Consider the following 19,474-nt stretch of genomic DNA (forward strand, 5'->3'; position numbering starts at 1 on the left):
ATCGTCGCGATCCCGTCCTTGCGGGACTCCTCCTGACCCGTGCAGATCGTGAACGTGAGCGTGTCGATGAGGATGTCCGACTCCCGGATCCCCCAGTTCGAGGTGAGGTCCCCGATCAGGCGCTCCGCGATCGCGACCTTGTGCTCGACCGTGCGGGCCTGGCCCTCCTCGTCGATCGTCAAAGCGATCAGCGCCGCACCGTGCTCCCGCGCCAGCCGGGTGACCTTCGCGAAACGCGACTCCGGACCGTCACCGTCCTCATAGTTCACCGAGTTGATGACCGCCCGCCCGCCCAGCATCTCCAGCCCCGCCCGGATCACCGGAACCTCCGTGGAGTCCAGTACGACCGGCAGCGTCGAAGCCGTCGCGAACCGCCCCGCCAGCTCCTTCATGTCCGCGACACCGTCACGGCCCACATAGTCCACACACAGGTCCAGCATGTGCGCGCCCTCACGGATCTGATCCCGGGCCATCTCCACACAGTCGTCCCAGCGGGCCTCCAGCATCGCCTCACGGAACTTCTTCGACCCGTTCGCGTTCGTCCGCTCACCGATCGCCATGTACGCCGTGTCCTGCCGGAACGGCACCGTCTGATACAACGACGCCGCCCCCGCCTCCGGCTGCGGAGCACGCGCGGTGACAGCAGCACCCCGCACCCGCTCCACCACCTGCCGCAGATGCTCCGGCGTCGTGCCACAGCAGCCCCCCACCAGCGACAGCCCGTACTCCCGCACGAACGTCTCCTGCGCATCCGCCAGCTCCGACGCCGACAACGGATAATGCGCACCCTGCTTCGTCAAAACCGGCAGACCCGCATTCGGCATACACGACAGCGGAATACGCGCATTGCGCGCCAGATAGCGCAGGTGCTCACTCATCTCCGCCGGACCCGTCGCGCAGTTCAACCCGATCATGTCGATGCCGAGCGGCTCCAACGCCGTCAGCGCCGCACCGATCTCCGAACCCAGCAGCATCGTGCCGGTGGTCTCGACGGTCACGGAGCAGATCAGGGGGACGCTGACGCCGAGGGCTTCCATGGCGCGGCGGGCGCCGATGATCGAGGACTTCGTCTGGAGGAGGTCCTGGGTCGTCTCGACGAGGAGCGCGTCGGCGCCGCCGGAGAGCAGGCCCTCGGCGTTGATCTGGTAGGCGTCACGGATCTGCGCGTACGTGATGTGGCCGAGGGTGGGGAGCTTGGTGCCCGGGCCGATCGAGCCGAGCACCCAGCGCTGCTGTCCCGTCGAGGCGGTGAACTCGTCCGCGACCTCCCGGGCGATCCGGGCGCCGGCCTCGGACAGCTCGAAGTTGCGGTCGGCGATGTCGTACTCGGCCAGTGCCGCGAAGTTGGCGCCGAAGGTGTTGGTCTCGACGCAGTCCACGCCCACCGAGTAGTACGCCTCGTGGACCGAGCGGACGATGTCCGGGCGGGTGACGTTCAGGACCTCGTTGCAGCCTTCGAGCTGCTGGAAGTCTTCCATCGAGGGGTCCTGCGCCTGGAGCATGGTCCCCATCGCCCCGTCGGCGACGACCACGCGGGTCGCGAGCGCCTCGCGGAGGGCATCGGCCCTGGTCTGGGTGTCAGCGGGCGGGTTCGGCAACGAGGCCATGGTTGAGCTCCCTGGGATGCGACGGCTGTCGGCTTTGCACCCCCTCGGTGTCAAGGGTGCACGCGGTCAGGGTAACCGCGTGGCACCGCCCCCGGTGGGGTCGTCCCACGTGGCGGACTGCATTCTGTGCGCGGGGCCCGTACGGGTGAGTCACGCGGCGGAGGGGGTGCCGGGAACCGCCCGTCCCTGCACAAGGTCGACATCGACCGATACTGTTCAGCATTGTCGAACTACGTCAGCAGGAGGCTGCGCGATGGCACGGAACATCCAGTCGCTCGAACGAGCCGCTGCGATGCTGCGGCTCCTGGCGGGCGGGGAACGCCGGCTGGGCCTCTCGGACGTCGCGTCGTCCCTGGGCCTGGCCAAGGGCACGGCGCACGGGATCCTGCGCACCCTGCAAGCCGAGGGCTTCGTCGAACAGGACCCGGCCTCGGGCCGCTACCAGCTGGGCGCCGAGCTGCTGCGCCTGGGCAACAGCTATCTGGACGTGCACGAGCTGCGCGCGCGGGCGCTGGTCTGGACGGACGACCTGGCGCGGGCGAGCGGCGAGAGCGTGTACGTGGGCGTCCTGCACAAGAGCGGGGTGCTGATCATGCACCACGTCTTCCGCCCGGACGACAGCCGTCAAGTGCTGGAGGTGGGGGCCATGCAGCCGCTGCACTCCACGGCGCTGGGCAAGGTGCTGTCGGCGTACGACCCCGTCGCGCACACCCAGGCCGTGGAGGTGGAGCGGGAGGCGTTCACGCCCCGTACCGTCACGGACGCGGCGGGTTTCGAGGAGATCCTGGAGCTGACCCGGGCGCGCGGCTGGGCCGCGGACGTCGAGGAGACCTGGGAGGGCCTCGCCTCGGTGGCGGCGCCGATCCACGACCGGCGCAGGATGCCGGTGGGGGCCGTGGCGGTGGCGGGGGCCGTGGAGCGGGTCTGCGGAACCTCGGGCGAGCCGCACGCGGCCCTGGTGGCCTCCGTACGGGACTGCGCGCGGTCGGTTTCACGCGACCTCGGGGCGGGCCGGTTCTGAGCTTGACTTGATCGATCTGATCCACCCAGTGGCCGCCATGCGTGCCGTTTGGGTGGATTTTGTCTTTTACCGATCAGCCAATGGCTTGATTTGGTCGATCGTACCTAGTGGTAACGATCCGGTTCTTTGACCTGGCCAGCCCTTGACGCGTTCTTCACCCAGGCGGAAAACTGCCGTTCATCGGTCGGCATTGTCGAACACCTACCGGCAATACGCGTTAGGCTATGGCGAGGCCAAGGACCGGTGCAGCACTCACCGAGTGCGGTGGACCACCGGAGGGACCCGGTGTCCGCCCACCCCCTGGACGTAAGACAAAGGAGTCGCGGGTGTCCAGCTCCGACATCTTCATCGGCGAGACCATCGGTACCGCCCTGCTCACACTGCTCGGTGGTGGCGTCTGCGCCGCCGTCACGCTCAAGAGCTCCAAGGCCCGCAACGCGGGCTGGCTCGCGATCACCTTCGGCTGGGGTTTCGCCGTCCTGATCGCCGCCTACGTCTCCGCACCGCTCTCCGGCGCGCACCTCAACCCGGCGGTCACCGTCGGCATCGCCGTGAAGACCGGCGAATGGGGCGACGTGCCCGTCTACCTCGCGGGCCAGCTGCTCGGCGCCATGCTGGGCGCCGTCCTGATGTGGGTCACGTACTACGGCCAGTTCCTCGCGCACCTGTCGGACCCGGAGCACATCCGCGACGCCAAGCTCGGTCCCGAGGACCCGCACCCGCACGACACGGCCGGCCCGGTGCTCGGGATCTTCTCCACGGGTCCCGAGATCCGTAATGTCGTGCAGAACCTCGCGACCGAGATCATCGGCACCGCCGTCCTGGTCCTGGCCATCCTGACCCAGGGCCTCCAGGACGACGGCAAGGGGCTCGGTGTCATAGGCGTCCTGATCACCTCGTTCGTGGTCGTCGGCATCGGCCTCTCGCTGGGCGGTCCGACCGGCTACGCCATCAACCCGGTGCGCGACCTCGGTCCGCGCATCGTGCACGCCCTGCTCCCGCTGCCCAACAAGGGCGGCTCGGACTGGGGGTACTCCTGGATCCCGGTCGTCGGCCCGCTCGTCGGTGCCGCCCTCGCCGGTGGTCTGTACAACATCGCGTTCGCCTGATCAGCACCGGAACGATCGAAAGATCCGCACCGCCCTCCTGATTCCGCCAACTCACAAGACCTGCCAGGAGCAGACACCATGACCACCAGCACCGGCCCCTTCATCGCCGCGATCGACCAGGGCACCACCTCCTCCCGCTGCATCGTCTTCGACCGCGACGGCCGCATCGTCGCCGTCGACCAGAAGGAGCACGAGCAGATCTTCCCGAAGCCGGGCTGGGTCGAGCACGACGCCACCGAGATCTGGACCAACGTCCAGGAGGTCGTCGCCGGGGCCATCGCCAAGGCCGAGATCACCGCCGCCGACGTCAAGGCGGTCGGCATCACCAACCAGCGCGAGACCACCGTCCTGTGGGACAAGAACACCGGCGAGCCGGTGCACAACGCGCTGGTCTGGCAGGACACCCGCACCGACGCCCTGTGCAAGGAGCTCGGCCGCAACGTCGGCCAGGACCGCTTCCGCCGCGAGACCGGCCTGCCGCTGGCGAGCTACTTCGCCGGCCCGAAGGCCCGCTGGCTGCTCGACAACGTCGAGGGCCTGCGCGAGCGCGCCGAGGCGGGCGACATCCTCTTCGGCACCATGGACTCCTGGGTCATCTGGAACCTCACCGGCGGCGCGCAGGGCGGTGTGCACGTCACCGACGTCACCAACGCCTCGCGCACCATGCTGATGAACCTGCACACCCTGGCCTGGGACGAGAAGATCGCCGAGTCCATGGAGGTGCCGCTCGACATCCTCCCGGAGATCAAGTCCTCCGCCGAGGTCTACGGCCACGTCAAGGACGGCGTCCTCGCCGGTGTCCCGGTCGCCTCGGCGCTCGGCGACCAGCAGGCCGCGCTGTTCGGCCAGACCTGTTTCGCCGAGGGCGAGGCGAAGTCCACGTACGGCACCGGCACCTTCATGCTGATGAACACCGGTGACAAGATCATCAACTCCTACAGCGGCCTGCTGACCACGGTCGGCTACAAGATCGGCGACCAGAAGCCGGTCTACGCGCTGGAGGGCTCCATCGCCGTCACCGGCTCGCTCGTCCAGTGGATGCGCGACCAGATGGGCCTGATCAAGTCCGCGGCCGAGATCGAGACGCTGGCCTCCTCCGTCGAGGACAACGGCGGCGCCTACTTCGTGCCCGCCTTCTCCGGCCTGTTCGCCCCGTACTGGCGCTCCGACGCCCGCGGTGTCATCGCCGGCCTGACCCGGTACGTCACCAAGGCGCACATCGCCCGTGCCGTGCTGGAGGCCACCGCCTGGCAGACCCGCGAGATCACCGACGCCATGACCAAGGACTCGGGCGTCGAGCTCGCCGCCCTCAAGGTCGACGGCGGCATGACCTCCAACAACCTGCTGATGCAGACGCTCTCGGACTTCCTGGACGCCCCCGTGGTGCGCCCGATGGTCGCCGAGACCACCTGCCTCGGCGCCGCCTACGCCGCCGGCCTGGCCGTCGGCTTCTGGCCCGACACCGACGCCCTGCGCGCCAACTGGCGCCGTGCGGCGGAATGGACCCCGCGGATGCCCGCCGAGCAGCGGGACCGCGAGTACAAGAGCTGGCTCAAGGCCGTGGAGCGTTCCATGGGCTGGGTCGACGACGAAGACGCCAGCTGACCGCACCAGCTGAGTCAATCGACGAGGAGCTGAAAGAGATATGAGCACCCTGCAGCGCGTTCCCGCCCTGGGAACGCACCCGACCGCCGGTTCGAACCCGAGCCGCGCCGAGACCCGTGAGCAGCTGTCGAAGGCCACCTACGACCTGCTCGTCATCGGCGGTGGCATCCTGGGCACCTCGGTGGCCTGGCACGCCGCGCAGTCGGGTCTGCGGGTTGCCATGGTGGACGCCGGCGACTTCGCCGGCGCCACCTCCTCCGCCTCCTCCAAGCTCGTCCACGGGGGCTTGCGCTACCTGCAGACCGGTGCGGTCAAGCTGGTCGCCGAGAACCACCACGAGCGCCGGGTGCTGGCCAAGGACGTGGCCCCGCACCTGGTGAACCCGCTGACCTTCTACCTGCCCGTCTACAAGGGCGGTCCGGTCGGCGCGGCGAAGCTGGGCGCGGGCGTGTTCGCGTACTCGGCGCTCTCGGCCTTCGGCGACGGCATAGGGAAGGTCATCTCGCCGGCCCGCGCCGTCGCCGACAACCCGGGTCTGAAGACGGACAACCTGAAGGCCGTCGCGGTCTACTACGACCACCAGATGAACGACTCCCGCGTCGCCGTCATGACGGTCCGCGCGGCCGTCGAGTCGGGCGCGGTCGTCCTGAACCACGCCGAGGTCACCGGACTGCGCATGACGCGCGGCCGGGTCAGCGGCGCCGAGCTCAAGGACCGTCTCGACGGCACCGAGTTCGGGGTCGACGCGCGCGTCGTGCTCAACGCCACCGGCCCGTGGGTGGACCACCTGCGGCGCATGGAAGACAAGCACTCGATGCCGTCGATCCGCCTGTCCAAGGGCGCGCACATCGTCATGAAGCGCAAGTCGCCGTGGAAGGCCGCCATGGCCACCCCGATCGACAAGTACCGCATCACCTTCGCCCTGCCGTGGGAGGACCAGCTGCTCCTCGGTACGACCGACGAGGTCTACGAGGGCGACCCGGCGGACGTGCGCGCCACCGAGTCCGACATCCAGCAGATCCTGGACGAGGCGGCCTTCTCGGTGAAGGACGCCGATCTGGACCGCTCCCTGATGACGTACGCCTTCGCCGGCCTGCGGGTGCTGCCCGGCGGCCCCGGCGGGGTCGAGAAGGCCAAGCGCGAGACGGTGGTCTCCGAGGGCGCGGGCGGCATGCTGTCGGTGGCCGGCGGCAAGTGGACCACGTACCGGCACATCGGCCGCGTGGTCATGGACAAGCTGGCGAAGCTGCCCGGCAGCCCGCTGACCGAGGACATGGAGCCGGTGAAGTCGCTGGTGCGCCGGGTGCCGCTGCCCGGTGTCGCCAACCCCAACGCCGTCGCGCACCGCCTGCTGGTGGACCGCGAGCCCGGTTCGCGCATGGACCCGCTGACGGCCCGCCACCTGGCCTCGCACTACGGCTCGCTGGCCTTCGACATCGCGCGCCTGGCGAACGAGGACCCGGCGCTCGCGGAGCGGATCCACCCGGACGGCCCCGAGATCTGGGCGCAGGTCGCCTACGCCCGTGACAACGAGTGGGCCGAGACGGCCGACGACGTGCTGCGCCGCCGTACCACGGTGACGGTCCGCGGCCTGGACGACGAGGCCGTACGGGCCCGTGTCGAGGAGATGCTGAGCCGCAAGGCATAGCTCTCGCGCAGGTGGGGAAGAGGGGCGGTCCCGAGGGGAACCGCCCCTCTGTCGTGGGCTGTGGCCGGTGCCTCATCAAGGCTTAGGCTGGCCCACGTACGCAAGGAACTTCGGAAGGAGACCTGGGTGATCGAGCTTGAGGGCGTGCCCGAGCTGATCGACCCGGTCATGGTGGCCGCGTTCGAGGGCTGGAACGACGCGGGTGACGCCGCCTCCGGTGCGGTGGCGCACCTGGACCGGGAGTGGAAGGGCGAGGTCTTCGCGGCGCTGGACGCCGAGGACTACTACGACTTCCAGGTCAACCGGCCGACGGTGTGGCTGGACAACGGGGTAAGGAAGATCACCTGGCCCACGACGCGGCTGTCGGTGGTCCGGATCGGCGGCGCGAAGCCGCGCGACCTGGTGCTCGTGCGGGGCATCGAACCGTCCATGCGGTGGCGGTCGTTCTGCGAGGAGATCCTCGGCTTCGCGGTCGAGCTGGGCGTGGAGATGGTGGTCATCCTGGGCGCGCTGCTCGGGGACACCCCGCACACCCGGCCGGTACCGGTGAGCGGGGTGACCTCGGACGCGGACCTGGCCCGGACGATGGATCTGGAGGAGACCAAGTACGAGGGGCCGACCGGGATCGTCGGCGTCCTCCAGGAGGCTTGCACCCATGCCGGGATGCCGGCCGTTTCGCTGTGGGCGGCGGTGCCGCACTACGTCTCGCAGCCGCCGAACCCGAAGGCGACGCTGGCGCTGCTCAACCGGCTGGAGGACCTGATCGACCTCAGGATCCCGCTGGGCGAGCTGCCCGAGGACGCGCGGGCCTGGCAGCTGGGGGTGGACCAACTGGCCGCCGAGGACAGCGAGGTGGCGGAGTACGTGCAGACGCTGGAGGAGGCGCGGGACACCGCGGACCTGCCGGAGGCGTCCGGGGACGCGATCGCGCGGGAGTTCGAGCGGTACCTGCGGCGGCGGGATCCGTCGGCGGGGCCGTCGGCCGAGCCGGGTGACGGCTCGTACCTCCGCGACACCTCCAGCGGCCTGACCCGTCCCCCGAAGCGCAAGCCGGACCCCGGGCCGGAGGCGGAGACCGAGGCGGAGACCGAGGCCGAGCCCCCGTCCCCCGGGGAGGACGACACCCCGGAGGCGTAGCTTCGGGCCCCCGCCGGAAAAGGGCGGTGCCCCCGCCCGGGAGGGGCGGGGGCACCGGCCGCCGGGGCGGCAGGGGTTACAGGGCCACGCCCAGCAGGGCGTCGACCGTGCGGGAGACCAGGCCGGGGGCCGACTCGTCGGTCTCGTCGGAGACGAGCTGGCGCTCGGCCCAGCGGTCGACGGCCGCCAGCGCGGCAGGGGCGTCCAGGTCCCGGGAGAGCGCCTCGCGGACCTCCTCGACCAGCGCCTCCGCCGGTACGCCGTCCGGCCGCGAGACGGCCGCGCGCCAGCGCTCCAGCCGGGCCACGGCCTCGGTGAGGACCTCGTCCGTCCACTCCCAGTCGGCCCGGTAGTGATGGGCCAGCAGGGCCAGCCGGATCGCCGCCGGGTCGACGCCGGCCCGGCGCAGCGCGGAGACGAAGACCAGGTTGCCCTTGGACTTGGACATCTTCTCGCCGTGCAGGGCGACCATGCCCGCGTGGACGTACGCCTTGGCCATCGGGAACTCGCCCGTCAGGACCTGCGCGTGCGAGGCGCCCATCTCGTGGTGCGGGAAGACCAGGTCGGAGCCGCCGCCCTGGATGTCGAAGCCCATGCCCAGGTGTTCCAGGGCGATGGCCACGCACTCGATGTGCCAGCCGGGCCGGCCGCGGCCCAGGGTGGCGCCGTCCCAGCTCGGCTCGCCCGGCCGCGCGGCCATCCACAGCATCGGGTCGAGGGGGTTCTTCTTGCCCGGGCGGTCCGGGTCCCCGCCGCGCTCCGCGGACAGCATCCGCATCGCCTCGGCGTCGAGGTGCGAGACCCCGCCGAAGTTCGGGTCGGACTCCACGGAGAAGTAGACGTCGCCGTCGAGCTCGTACGCGGCGCCGGCGTCGCGCAGCCGCTCGACCAGCGGGACGATGCCGGGTATGGCCTCGACGGCGCCGACGTACTGCTTCGGCGGCAGCATGCGCAGGGCGGTCATGTCCTCGCGGAACAGAGCCGTCTCGCGCTCCGCCAGCTCGGTCCAGTCGTGTCCGTCGCGCAGCGCCCGCTCCAGGAGCGGGTCGTCCACGTCCGTGACGTTCTGGACGTAGTGGACCTGCCGCTTGTTGTCGAGCCACACGCGCTGCACGAGGTCGAACGCGTTGTAGGTCGCCGCGTGACCGATGTGCGTCGCGTCGTACGGGGTGATCCCGCAGACGTAGATACGGGCGACGGGACCGGGGGCGAGTGTGATCGTCCCCTGGGTCGCGGTGTCGTGGATCTGGAGGTCGCGGCCCTTGCCGGGCAGGGCGGGGACCTCAGAAGCGGGCCAGGCATGCATGTCTCGAGCCTAACCGGACGAGTGTTCCGGAAACGAACCGGAGGAGCACTCTTGGCCTGATCAGCGCTCTTGCGTTCTGGCCGGAACTGTGCGTTCGGCGTCGTCGCCCGTCAGACCGGCGGCCAGGGGATCGACGGCCACTGTCCGGACGGCTTGGGGTGCGTCCCCTCGCGCAGCAGTTGGGCCACCCGGCCCCGTACGGCGGCCAGCTCGACCGGGGTGATCAGTTCGCCCAGCCGGGTGGCGAGCGGGGCTCCCTCGGCCAGCTCCGCCGCGAGGGACTCCAGCACCTGCCGGGCCTCCTCGGTGAGCGGCTCCCCCGACCAGCCCCACAGCAGGGTGCGCAGCTTGTCCTCGGTGTGGAAGGTCACTCCGTGGTCGATGCCGTAGAGCCGCCCGTCGGGCGCGGGCAGCAGGTGGCCGCCCTTGCGGTCGCCGTTGTTGATCACGGCGTCCAGGACGGCGAGGCGCCGCAGCCGGGGGTCGTCGGCGTGCACGAGCAGGGCGGTGCGGCCCTCCCCCACCTCGGCGAGGGCGACCGCCTTCCAGCCCTCCCCGGGTTCCTCTCCCTCGACGAGAGCGAGCAGCCCGGACTCCGGCGATTCTCCGGCGTCGATCCAGTGCTGGACCATGCCCTCGCCGTACGGGCCGTCGCGCAGCACCGTCGTCGGGACGAGGCCCCAGCCCGTGGCCTGCGAGACCAGGTAGGCGGCACGCTCGCGGCGGGCGAGGTTGCCGTCGGGGAAGTCCCACAGCGGCCGTTCACCCCGCACCGGCTTGTAGACGCAGTCGGCGCTGGCGCCCTCGTAGGTCACCGTGCAGAGCAGGACGGCGTTGGAGGCCTCGGCGATGCGGCCGCGGACGGTGAGCTCACCGCGGGTGAGCAGCTCCTCGATCTCGGTCTCGGGGCTCACGCCTGGCGCCGGTACCCGTTCTGGCGGGGGCAGACGTGCCCCTCGGGGTCCAGGGGCAGGCTGCACAGCGGGCACGGCGGCCGGCCCGCGTTGACCACGTCCAGGGCCCGCTTGGCGAAGGCGCGGGCCTGGGCGCCGGAGAGGCGGACCCGCAGCATGGGCGGCCCGTTCTCCTCGTCCTGGAGCAGCCGCTCCTCGGCCTCGGCGAGGTCCTCGTCGGAGTCGGCCTCGACCTCGACGAGGGCCTGCGCCTCGACGATCATCCGCTGCTCCTCGCCGTCCCAGGCGAGCGCCATCGTGCCGACGCGGAACTCCTCGTCGACGGGGACGTCGAGGGGGGCGGTGTCGGCTGCCTCGGTCGAGGCGACGGCCGGGACGGGCGCGTTGCCGCCGGTGCGCCGCACGACCTCGTCCAGCAGTTCGTCCATCCGCTCGGCGAGCGCGGCGACCTGGGTCTTCTCCAGCGACACGCTGGTGACGCGGGGGCCCGAGGAGGCCTGCAGGAAGAACGTACGGCGTCCAGGCAGACCGACCGTGCCGGCCACGAAGCGGTCCGGCGGGTCGTAAAGGAACACCTGACGGGGCACGACCGGTCTCCAAGTCTGAGGCAGAGCAGGGCTGCGCGCCGTGGGGGCGCCCTGCCACCCTACTGCGCCGCTCGATCAGGCCGCGCCCGCGCCGCCCCCCACCACGGCGTTCCCGCCGTCCTCGGTGGCGGTGTCGGGGGACGGGGCCGCCCGTGGGATCAGCGGCGAGAGGTCCCCGGTGTCGCCGAGGCGCAGCAGGAAGGGGCGGGTGGGGGTGTAGCGGATGGCGGTGACCGAGCAGGGATCGGCGTGGACCCGCTGGAAGAGGTCGAGGTGCATGCCGAGGGCGTCGGCGACGAGGGACTTGATGATGTCGCCGTGGGAGCACATGAGGAAGACGGCGTCGGCGCCGTGTTCCTCCTCGATCCGCGCGTTCCATTCGCGTACGGCGTCCACGGCCCGGGCCTGCATGGCCCGCATGGACTCGCCGCCGGGGAAGGCGGCGGCCGAGGGGTGCTGCTGGACGATCTTCATGAGGGGTTCGTCGGCGAGCTCGGAGAGCTTGCGGCCGGACCAGTCGCCGTAGTGGCACTCGCCGATGCGCTCGTCGGTGTGCAGCGGCAGTTCCGGGCGGGCGGCGAGCAGCGGGGCGAGGGTCTCGCGGCAGCGCTGGAGCGGGCTGGTGACGGCTGCCGCGAGGGGCATCCCGTCGAGCCGGCCGGGCAGGGCGGCGGCCTGGGCCGCGCCGTGCTCGTCCAGGCCCACCCCCGGGGTCCATCCGGCGAGCACGCCCGCGGTGTTGGCGGTGGACCGCCCGTGTCGTACGAGGATCAGCATGGCCATGGGGGAAGCCTAAGCGGTGGCGCGGATGTGCGGGCGGGGCGAGGTCAGGGAAGAATGCCCCGCGTGATTGTGGACTGCGCGATGTACCGGAACGGCCGCCGCTCGGAGGCGCCCGAGGACTTCTCGGACGCCCTGGACGAGGCGCGGGCGGCGGGCGACGCCTTCGTGTGGGTGGGCATGCACGAGCCGACGGAGCCGGAGTTCGAGCACGTCAGCCGGGAGTTCGGGCTGCACAAGCTGGCGGTGGAGGACGCGCTGACGGCGCACCAGCGGCCGAAGCTGGAGGTGTACGACGATTCGCTGTTCGTGGTCCTCAAGCCGGTGAAGTACGACGACGACACGGACACGGTGACCACCGGCGAGCTGATGGTCTTCATCGGCGATTCCTTCGTGGTCACGGTCCGGCACGGCGAGGGGGCCGCGCTGGCCGCCGTACGGCAGCGGCTGGAGCGGGAGCCGGACGTGCTGCGGCACGGCCCGACCGCGGTGCTGTACGCGGTGTCGGACGCGGTCGTGGACCACTACATCGAGGTGGCGGCGGAGCTCCAGGTGGACCTGGAGGAGCTGGAGGCGGAGGTGTTCGCGCCGGGCGCCTCGGACTCCAAGAACACGGCCGCCCGGATCTACGGCTTCAAGCGGCAGGTGCTGGAGTTCCGCCGGGCGACCAGCCCGCTGCTCCAGCCGATGGACCGGCTGGCCTTCGGGCAGGTGCCCTTCGTGCACGAGCACGCCCAGCCGTTCTTCCGGGACGTCGCCGACCACCTGACGAAGGCCAACGAGTACATCGAGGGCCTGGACCGGCTGCTGTCGGACGCGCTGTCGGCGCACCTGGCGCAGATGGGGGTCCGGCAGAACGACGACATGCGCAAGATCTCCGCCTGGGCGGCCATGGCGGCCGTCCCGACGATGGTGGCGGGGATCTACGGGATGAACTTCGAGCACATGCCGGAGCTGCGGCAGGGCTGGGGCTATCCGGCGGTGCTGGTGCTGATGGCGGCCGTGTGCGCGGGGCTGCACCGGCTGTTCAAGCGGCGCGGCTGGCTGTAGGCCCCGGCCGTGCCCGGGGGCGGCTACGCGTAGCCGGGCGCGGTCGCGGTGGCGGGTGCGCCGCCCAGTGCTCCGCTGCGCCGCGGAGGCCGCAGGCGCACCATCCGGTGCCAGCCGCTGAAGCGCTCGTACGCGTACGCGCCGCGGATCCCGGCGGCCAGGGCGGCGGCCTTGGGGGCGGGCCAGCCCAGCAGCCGGCCCATGTGGTCCATGACGGCGAGGCTGACCTCCCGGTAGACGGCGATCTCGGCGAGCGCGCTCTCGCGCAGGACGCGCTGGATGGTCCGGCCGTGGCCCTCGCGGGCGAGGCGCAGCAGTTCCTCGTGGCAGTAGGCGAGGTGGTTGTCCTCGTCGTTGCTGATCAAACGGACGGCCTTGCCGAGCTCGGGGTGGTCGCCGAAGTGGCGCACCAGCATGACCATCTGCTCGGAGGCCCGCTGTTCGGTGACGCGGCTGTGGGCGAGGTAGACGACGATGTCCCGCTCGGTGAGGGGCTCCTCGCGGCGCAGCTTGTCGTGCGCGAGGCCGATGCCGCGGCGCTCCAGCAGCATCGTGTAGTCGGTCTCGGGCGGGACGGGGACGGGGGCCAGGCCGCGGTTGCGCAGCAGGGCGCGGAAGATCCGGCCGTGCTTGTCCTCGTCGGCGCCGTGCCGGGTGATCTTGGGTGCGAGGTCGCGCATGCCGTCGGGGACGAGGGCGGCGATCCTGGCGTTCTCCCAGCCGCCCTGGGACTCCCCGCTGGCGGCGATGGAGCAGAACAGCTGGAAGGAGTCGTCGTGGTCGACGATCTCCCGGAACAGGCTGCGGGCAGAGAGCATGCAACGAGTCAAAGTCGGATCCGCCGGGCGGGCAACCGAGGGGGCGCCCCCTTCGGCCGAATGAACGATCCGGGCCGGGGCGGCGGGAGGCGTAACCCCGAGGGCGCGCCGCGCGTTGATGGCTGTGTCGGCCGTGGCGGGGAAGACCCCCGAGCCCCCACCACGGCCGCAGAACTTCCGGACCCCCGTCAGGCCGGGCCCGCCGCCGTCAGGCCAGGCCGGCCAGGGCGAGGGCCTCGGTGCCGGCGCGCAGGGCGGCGAGGCGCTCCTCCCGGGTGAAGCCGGCCGGGGCCAGGGTGAGGGTGGTGACCCCGGCGTCGGCGTAGGCCCGCATCCCGTCCGCGATCCGCTCGACGGAACCCAGCAGGGTGGTCGAGTCGATCAGCGAGTGCGGCACCGCCGCGGCCGCGCCCTCCTTGTCGCCGCCCAGGTACTTGGCCTGGATCTCGGCGGCCTCCTTCTCGTAGCCCATGCGCTGGGCGAGCTGGTTGTAGAAGTTCTGCTTCGGGCTGCCCATCCCGCCGACGTACAGGGCGGTGTACGGGCGGAACATGTCCGCGAGGGCCGTCACGTCCTCGCCGACGGCCAGCGGCACGGTCGGACAGACGTCGAAGCCGTCCATGGTCAGCCCGGCCTTCTCGCGGCCCGCGCGGATGTGGCGCAGGGCCGTCTCCTCCAGGTGCTCGGCGGCCGGGAAGATCAGCAGGGCGCCGTCGGCGATCTCGCCGGTCTGTTCGAGGTTCTTGGGCCCGATCGCGGCGATGTAGAGCGGGATGTGCTCGCGCTCGGGGTGCACGGTCAGCTTGAGCGGCTTGCCGGGGCCGCCGGGCAGCGGGAGGGTCCAGTGCTCGCCGTCGAAGGAGAGGCGCTCGCGGCTCATCGCCCTGCGGACGATCTCCACGTACTCGCGGGTCCGCGCGAGGGGCTTGTCGAACTTCACGCCGTACCAGCCCTCGGAGACCTGCGGGCCGGAGACGCCGAGACCGAGCCGGAAGCGGCCCTTGGTGAGGGAGTCGAGGGTGGCGGCGGTCATCGCCGTCATGGCCGGCTGCCGGGCCGGGATCTGGAAGATCGCCGAGCCGACGTCGATCCGCTCGGTCTGGGCGGCGACCCAGGCGAGCACGGTGGCCGCGTCGGAACCGTAGGCCTCGGCCGCCCAGCAGACGTCGTAGCCGAGGCGGTCGGCCTCCTGGGCGACGGCGAGGTTGTCGGCGTCCATGCCCGCACCCCAGTACCCGAGATTGATGCCGAGCCGCATGTTGTCGTCCCCTTACGAAGTGCCTGTCTACCGATCAGTAACGTGGGTCTGCGGGGGACTGTAGCGCGCCCGGCCGTCCTGCGGCAGTGCCCCAGTAGTCTCAGCGCTCATGGAGCAGAGGCATCTCGGCCGCACCGGACTGCGCGTCTCCCGGATCGGCCTCGGCACCCTGACCTGGGGCCGTGACACCGGCGAGGAAGCCGCCGCCGAGCAGTTGAGGACGTTCTGGGAGGCGGGCGGGACGCTCGTCGACACCGCCGACGTGTACGGGGGCGGTGAGGCGGAGTACTTCCTCGGACAGCTGGTGGGCTCCCTCGTCCCGCGCCGGGACCTGGTCATCGCGACCAAGGCGGGCAGCGTGCCGGATCCGGACCGGCGCTTCGACGGCTCGCGCGGTCACCTCCTCGCCGCCCTGGACGACTCGCTCGACCGTCTCGGTACCGATCACGTGGACCTCTGGCAGGTGCACGCCTTCGACCCGGCGACCCCGCTGGAGGAGACCCTCCAGGCGCTGGACCTGGCCGTCAGCAGCGGGCGGGCCCGGTACGCGGGGGTGTCCAATTTCTGCGGCTGGCAGCTGGCGAAGGCGGCGACCTGGCAGCTGGCCGCGCCGGGGGTGCGCAGCCGCCTGGCGTCGACGCAGATGGAGTACTCGCTGCTCCAGCGGGGCGTGGAGCGCGAGGTGCTGCCCGCCGCGCTGGACCTGGGCGTCGGCCTGCTGCCGTCCTCGCCACTGGGGCGGGGGGTCCTGACGGGCAAGTACCGGGACGGCACGCCGGCCGGCTCGCGGGGCGCGTCGCCGTCCCTGTCCGCCTTCGTGGACCCGTACCTGGACGAGCCGGCCGGGCGGATCGTGGACGCGGTGGTGACGGCCGCGCAGGGCCTCGGGGTGACCCCGCTCCAGGTGGCGCTGGCCTGGATCCGGGACCGGCCGGGGGTGGTCGCCCCGATCGTCGGCGCGCGGACGGCGGCGCAGCTGGGGGCGGCGCTGTCGGTGGAGGCCCTTAGTCTTCCGGAGGAGATCTGCCGGGCGCTGGACGACGTGTCGGCGCCCGTGCACCGCTATCCCGATCAGGACTGGAGCACGCTGTGAGCACGGACCCCGAGGCCCCCGCCCCCACCGCCCCCCAAGGGGCCACCCCGGAGTCCCCGGCCACCCCCACCGGCGCCACCGCCCCGGCCGGACCCGCACCCGACGAAGCCGCAGCCCCGGACGGCCCCTCGGCCGGAACCGAGGCGGCCGAATCGGGCGCAGTCCCGGACTCCCCGGCGGACGGGCCCGCGCCCGGCGAAGCGGGCGCCCCGGACGGCCCTTCGGCCGGAACCGAGGCGGACGGCCCCGCGCCCGGCGAAGCCGGAGCTCCGGGCCTTCCCGCCGACAGGGCGGGCGAGGGTGCGGTGTCCGGCGGAGCCGGGGGCGGGGGGACGGGGGCGGAGCCCCCGGTTTCGGGAAGGGGCGGGGCGGGGGAAAGCCCCGCAGGGCCCACCCCGGCCGCCGACGGCTCCGAGCCCGACCCGACCGCCACCGTCGAGGCCCCGACCGAGGACGCCCCGGCCGGAGCGCCGGCCGACCCGGAGGCAGCCGACGCGGAGGCGGACCCGGCGCGGGACGACGCGGGTACGCAGGCCCAGGCCGACGCGGAGGCGGACCCGGAGGCGGCCGACGCCGAGGTGGATCCCGCGCGGGACGGCGCGGAGCGGGGGGCTCAGGCCGACCCGGAGGCGGGTCCGGTACAGGGCGGCTCGGAGCCGGGGGCTCAGGCCGACGTGGAGGCGACCGACGCCGAGGCGGACCCGGAGGCGGCCGACGCCGAGGTGGATCCCGCGCGGGACGGCGCGGAGGCGGGGGGCCAGGGTGACGCGGCCCCGGGGGGCGCGGAGGCGGCGGCGGGGGTGAGCGAGGCGCAGGCCGAGCTGGCGGCGCAGAAGATCGAGCGGGAGCGCATCGCGCGGCGCAAGGCCGAGCGCGAGGGCCCCGTCGACGCCGGAGCCAAGCTCAGCGGCCGGGCCGCCGACCTGCTGGCCGCCGTACGGGCCGTGGAGGGCGGTGCCCAGCCGCCCTCCACCGTGTTCTTCGACGAGGCCCCCGCGCCCCGCAGGGCGGCCCCCGCTCCCCCGGCCCCCCGCCCGGCCGCGGTGCCCGCGCCCGCCGCCCCCACCGCCGAGGACACCGGCGCGGTACGGGCCCTGCTCGCCCGTGGCGGCGCCCCCGAGGCGCTGGCCGGCCCCGCCGCCGAGGCCCTCGGCGAGGGCGCGGCGCAGCGGCTCGCCGAGGACCCCTGGCTGCTGCTCTCGGTCGCCGGCGTCCGCCCGACCCAGGCGGACGGTTTCGCGCAGGCCCTGCTGGGCCCGCAGGCCGGCCCCGCCGACCCGCGCCGCGGGGCGGCCCTGCTGGGCTGGCTGCTCGCCCAGGCCGCCCTCAAGGGGCACACCGCGCTGGAGGCGCCGGTGCTGGAGAAGGCCCTGGCCCAGTACGGCGTGGCGGCCCCCGCCGAAGCCCTGGAGGCGGCGATCGGGGAGGGCGCGGTGCTGGTGTTCCACGAACCGCTCGGCGAGCCCGCGCAGAACGGGCACGCCGACGAGGCGGACCAGACCGACCAGGCCGACGCGGCCGACGAGGCCGAGCGGCCCGTACGGATCCTCGTGGGCCTGGAGGAGTACGCCCTGGCCGAGGAGAGCCTCGCCGACGGTCTGGCCCGGCTGTCCGCCACCTTCGGCCCGCCGGCCGACTGGTCGCGGGCGGCGGCGGGCCCCGGCGCCGAGCTGATCCGGGCCGTCGCCGGTCACGGCCTGGTCGTCCACACCGGCGGCGAGGCGGCCCGCGCCGAGCCGCTGGCCCTGCTGGCGGCCGCCCGGGAGCTGGGCCGGCGGGCCGTCCTGGCCGCGCACAGCCCCGCCGGGGACACGCGGGACGCCGTGGGCGTGGCGGGCCTGCTCGCGGGCACCCAGGGCCCCGGGCGGGACGCCGACGGCCGCTTCGAGCTCGACCTGCTCATCGTCCTGGACGCCCCGCAGCTGGACGTGGAGACGGCCGCCGCCCTCGTGGAGTCGGTGCCCGACGGAGCCCGGCTGGTGCTCTCCGGAGACCCCGGGGTGCTCGGATCGGCCGGGCCCGGGCGGGTGTTCGCCGATGTGCTGGCGGCCGCCGCCTGTCCACGGATCGTGTCCCGGACCCCGGATCCCGGCCCGCTCGGCGAGCTGGTGTCGGGGGTGGGGATCGGGGAGCTGAACCAGGTCGACGCGCCCGGCAAGGAGATCGTCATCGTCCCGGTGCGCGACGCCGGTGAGGCCGTGCACCGCACCGTGCAGCTGGTCTGCGAATCGGTGCCGCGCGCCTTCGGGATCCAGGCGCAGGACGTACAGGTCATCACCCCGGGCCACGGCGGCTCGGCGGGGACGCGCGCCCTGAACGCGGCCCTCAAGGAGCGGCTGAATCCCGGCCCGGGCCGGTTCGGCGGCTTCGACCCCGGCGACCGCGTGGTCCACGTGCCCTCGCCCGGGCGGGCGCTCCCGGCGCGGGTGGTGACGGCCGACGCGCAGGGGCTGCACCTGGACGCGGCGGGCGAGCGGGTCGTCGTACCGCGGGAGCGGGTGGAGTCCCGGGTGCGGCACGGCTGGGCCCTCACGGCGCACCAGGCCGTCGGCGCGCGCTGGCCCGCGGTGGTCGTCGTACTGCCGGGGGACGCGGCGGAGGCCCTGTCGCGGGACTGGGTGTACACGGCGTTCGGGCGGGCCGAGCGGCACCTGTCCGTGGTCCACGGGGTGGACCAGGCGCTGCCCCGCGCGGTGGCCGAGGTGCCGCCGAAGCCGCGGACGACCCGGCTGACGGGCCTGCTGCGGGCGCTGACGGCCGCTCAGGAGCAGTCCGTCTGACGCGCCGGCGCGATGCCGCACACGCGTCCGCGCCCCCGTCCGGCCGGTAACGGCGGGCGGGGGCGCGGTGCGTGGCGGAGCCTCAGGCCGGGGTCAGTCCCGGCTCGGCGCCCTCCTCGTCCTCGTCGAAGTCCACGTCGTCCTCGTCCTCGTCCTCGTCGAAGACGGAACTCACGTCGAAGCGGTGCAGGACGTCCTGCTGATCGACGTGCCCGAAGGGCGAGTTGAGCCAGTCCCCCGGTTCCGCGACCTCTTCCAGGGCGGCGATCCAGAGGGTGGAGTCGCCCTCCTCCAGCCCGAACTCCTTGTACCGGGAGGCGATCTCGTCGGGCTCGTACTCCCCGAACAGCACACCGAGGGCTCCGGAGGTGCCGCCGTCATCGACGAGTTCGGCGTCCCGGTCGTGCGCGGCGACGCGCTCGGCCTGGGCGATCAGCCGGGCCGGTTCGACGACGGCGTAGTCGCGGCGGATGAGCACGCTGAAGGCGGCGGGCTCGGCGGGGCCGGTGTACGCGACCCCGTCCTCGGGCGTGGGGATCTCGAAGGGGGTGACCTCGTCGTAGCGGTCGTAGAGGAGTTCGTCGTACTCCTCGGCGGCGGCGGCGAGTTCGTTGAAGGCGGCGTACACGGCCGGGTCCTCGTCCCCGATCCTGCGCTCGACCGCGGCGAGGTGACGGTCGAGAGCGGCCTTGACCGCCTCGGCGGCGGCGCGTACCTCGGCAACAGTGGGCAGAGCGGCATCAGACATAGTGCAGACGCTA

16 protein-coding genes are annotated in these 19,474 nt (G+C 72.7%); 8 read left to right on the forward strand and 8 right to left on the reverse strand.

Annotated features, from left to right (window positions below; all coding sequences use genetic code 11):
* Positions 1–1,607: homocysteine S-methyltransferase family protein (locus ACFYYT_RS34665; RefSeq protein WP_388610508.1), on the reverse strand; the 1,607-nt coding region annotated here is incomplete at its 3' end.
* A gap of 253 nt (positions 1,608–1,860) precedes the next feature.
* Here ACFYYT_RS34665 and ACFYYT_RS34670 point away from each other — a divergent pair.
* The 5 genes from ACFYYT_RS34670 to ACFYYT_RS34690 all read left to right on the forward strand — a co-directional run bounded on the left by ACFYYT_RS34670 (position 1,861) and on the right by ACFYYT_RS34690 (position 8,127).
* Positions 1,861–2,628: an IclR family transcriptional regulator gene (locus tag ACFYYT_RS34670; RefSeq protein ID WP_351822419.1), complete on the forward strand. Its 768-nt coding sequence runs from the start codon at positions 1,861–1,863 to the stop codon at positions 2,626–2,628.
* A gap of 326 nt (positions 2,629–2,954) precedes the next feature.
* On the forward strand, positions 2,955–3,737 hold the full coding sequence (locus ACFYYT_RS34675) for an MIP/aquaporin family protein (protein ID WP_351822422.1): 783 nt from the start codon (positions 2,955–2,957) through the stop codon (positions 3,735–3,737).
* Between the two features lie 78 nt (positions 3,738–3,815).
* Positions 3,816–5,342, forward strand: a complete 1,527-nt coding sequence (gene glpK / locus ACFYYT_RS34680) for a glycerol kinase GlpK (RefSeq protein ID WP_351822425.1) — start codon at positions 3,816–3,818, stop codon at positions 5,340–5,342.
* A 40-nt stretch (positions 5,343–5,382) separates the two neighbouring features.
* The gene (locus tag ACFYYT_RS34685; protein WP_351822428.1) at positions 5,383–6,990 is read left to right on the forward strand and encodes a glycerol-3-phosphate dehydrogenase/oxidase; all 1,608 of its coding nucleotides are present in this window, start codon (positions 5,383–5,385) and stop codon (positions 6,988–6,990) included.
* A 126-nt stretch (positions 6,991–7,116) separates the two neighbouring features.
* Complete coding sequence (locus ACFYYT_RS34690; protein WP_351822431.1) at positions 7,117–8,127, forward strand: PAC2 family protein; 1,011 nt, start codon at positions 7,117–7,119, stop codon at positions 8,125–8,127.
* A gap of 76 nt (positions 8,128–8,203) precedes the next feature.
* Here ACFYYT_RS34690 and mshC read toward each other — a convergent pair whose 3' ends face one another.
* From mshC to ACFYYT_RS34710, 4 genes are all read right to left on the reverse strand, one after another.
* Entirely contained in the window at positions 8,204–9,433 is a 1,230-nt protein-coding gene (mshC, locus tag ACFYYT_RS34695; RefSeq protein ID WP_351822434.1) for a cysteine--1-D-myo-inosityl 2-amino-2-deoxy-alpha-D-glucopyranoside ligase, read from the reverse strand.
* Between the two features lie 110 nt (positions 9,434–9,543).
* Positions 9,544–10,380 (reverse strand): SCO1664 family protein, encoded by an 837-nt coding sequence (locus ACFYYT_RS34700; protein ID WP_351822571.1) that lies wholly within the window; start codon positions 10,378–10,380, stop codon positions 9,544–9,546.
* Entirely contained in the window at positions 10,344–10,934 is a 591-nt protein-coding gene (locus tag ACFYYT_RS34705; RefSeq protein ID WP_351822435.1) for a DUF3090 domain-containing protein, read from the reverse strand. Before ACFYYT_RS34705 ends, ACFYYT_RS34700 begins: the two co-directional genes overlap by 37 nt.
* A gap of 75 nt (positions 10,935–11,009) precedes the next feature.
* Positions 11,010–11,717: a histidine phosphatase family protein gene (locus ACFYYT_RS34710; RefSeq protein ID WP_351822438.1), complete on the reverse strand. Its 708-nt coding sequence runs from the start codon at positions 11,715–11,717 to the stop codon at positions 11,010–11,012.
* 54 nt (positions 11,718–11,771) lie between these two features.
* Between ACFYYT_RS34710 and corA the strand changes: the two genes are divergently transcribed.
* On the forward strand, positions 11,772–12,764 hold the full coding sequence (corA, locus tag ACFYYT_RS34715; protein WP_351822440.1) for a magnesium/cobalt transporter CorA: 993 nt from the start codon (positions 11,772–11,774) through the stop codon (positions 12,762–12,764).
* A 23-nt stretch (positions 12,765–12,787) separates the two neighbouring features.
* Here corA and ACFYYT_RS34720 read toward each other — a convergent pair whose 3' ends face one another.
* On the reverse strand, positions 12,788–13,582 hold the full coding sequence (locus ACFYYT_RS34720; RefSeq protein WP_351822443.1) for a ferritin-like domain-containing protein: 795 nt from the start codon (positions 13,580–13,582) through the stop codon (positions 12,788–12,790).
* A 208-nt stretch (positions 13,583–13,790) separates the two neighbouring features.
* Positions 13,791–14,840: an LLM class F420-dependent oxidoreductase gene (locus ACFYYT_RS34725; RefSeq protein ID WP_351822446.1), complete on the reverse strand. Its 1,050-nt coding sequence runs from the start codon at positions 14,838–14,840 to the stop codon at positions 13,791–13,793.
* Between the two features lie 109 nt (positions 14,841–14,949).
* Between ACFYYT_RS34725 and ACFYYT_RS34730 the strand changes: the two genes are divergently transcribed.
* Together ACFYYT_RS34730 and ACFYYT_RS34735 are read left to right on the forward strand one after the other, a co-directional pair.
* Complete coding sequence (locus ACFYYT_RS34730; RefSeq protein ID WP_351822450.1) at positions 14,950–15,933, forward strand: aldo/keto reductase; 984 nt, start codon at positions 14,950–14,952, stop codon at positions 15,931–15,933.
* Between the two features lie 578 nt (positions 15,934–16,511).
* On the forward strand, positions 16,512–18,713 hold the full coding sequence (locus tag ACFYYT_RS34735) for a helix-hairpin-helix domain-containing protein (RefSeq protein WP_388610538.1): 2,202 nt from the start codon (positions 16,512–16,514) through the stop codon (positions 18,711–18,713).
* Between the two features lie 82 nt (positions 18,714–18,795).
* On the opposite strand, the gene ACFYYT_RS34740 is transcribed toward ACFYYT_RS34735, so the two are convergent.
* Entirely contained in the window at positions 18,796–19,461 is a 666-nt protein-coding gene (locus ACFYYT_RS34740; protein WP_351822453.1) for a hypothetical protein, read from the reverse strand.
* Positions 19,462–19,474: the final 13 nt, after the last annotated feature.

This window comes from Streptomyces sp. NPDC002032 (genome assembly GCF_042890765.1).
Taxonomy (GTDB): Bacteria; Actinomycetota; Actinomycetes; order Streptomycetales; family Streptomycetaceae; genus Streptomyces.